This window comes from Streptosporangium sp. NPDC023615 (genome assembly GCF_040640155.1).
GTDB lineage: Bacteria > Actinomycetota > Actinomycetes > Streptosporangiales > Streptosporangiaceae > Streptosporangium.
Map to the genome: position 1 here is coordinate 1 of NZ_JBFABE010000193.1, position 1022 is coordinate 1022.

Consider the following 1022-nt stretch of genomic DNA (forward strand, 5'->3'; position numbering starts at 1 on the left):
GCGTGGTGACCGGGCAGGTGATCGCGGTCGGGGTGCCGGTGCCGGTGAAGGCGGTGGTGGCCACGTCCACGCCGGTCAGGGTGGTGTTGCCGGTGTTGGCGACCAAGTAGGCGTAGGTCACGGTCTGCCCGGCCGCGGTCGCCGTGGCCGGCGACGCCGTCTTCAGCAGCGCCAGGGTGGGAGCGGGGGGAGCGGTGACCGTCGCGGTCGACGGCGGTGAGGCGATGGCGGGCCCGGTGGGCGGGGTGCCGGTGGCGACCGCGGTGTTGACGATCGTCCCGGCGTCGACGTCGGCCTGGGTGATGACGTAGGCGCCGGTGCAGGTCGTCAGGTCCCGCGGGGCGAGCGTGGTGACCGGGCAGGTGATCACTGGGGCGGGTCCGGTGCCGGAGAAGGTGGTGTCGGTGACGTCCACGCCGGTCAGGGTGGTGTTGCCGGTGTTGACCAGCAGGTAGGAGTAGGTCACGGTCCGTCCCGCGGCGGTCACCGTGGCCGGCGAGGCCGTCTTCAGCAGGGCCAGGTTGGGGTCGGCCGTGATGGTCACCGTCGCGGTGGAGGCATCGGAGGTCACGGCCGGTCCGGTGGGTGGTGTGCCGGTGGCGGTGGCGGTGTTGACGATGGTCCCGGCGTCGACGTCGGCCTGGGTGATGACGTAGGTGCTCGTGCAGGTCGTCGAGTCCTGCGGCGCGAGGGTCGTTACGGGGCAGACGATCGCGGTGGGGGTGCCGGTGCCGGTGAAGGCGGTGGTCGTGACGTCCACGCCGGTCAGGGTGGTGTTACCGGTATTGGTGACCAGGTAGCCGTAGGTCACGGTCTGCCCGGCGGCGGTCGCCGTGTTCGGTGAGGCCGTCTTCAGCAGCGCCACGGCGGGAGCGGCGACGGCGGTGATCGTGTTGGTCGACGGCGGGGAGGCGACGGCGGGTCCGGTGGGTGGTGTGCCGGTGGCGACGGCGGTGTCGACGATCGTCCCGGCGTCGATGTCGGCCTGGGTGACGACGTAGGTGTTGCTGCAGACCGTCCTG

The 1022-nt window shown here is 72.0% G+C and carries 1 protein-coding gene; it reads right to left on the reverse strand.

Going from position 1 to position 1022, the window contains the following annotated elements; genetic code table 11:
- Window positions 1–1022: hypothetical protein (locus AB0G16_RS38850; RefSeq protein ID WP_362816050.1), on the reverse strand; the 1022-nt coding region annotated here is incomplete at both ends.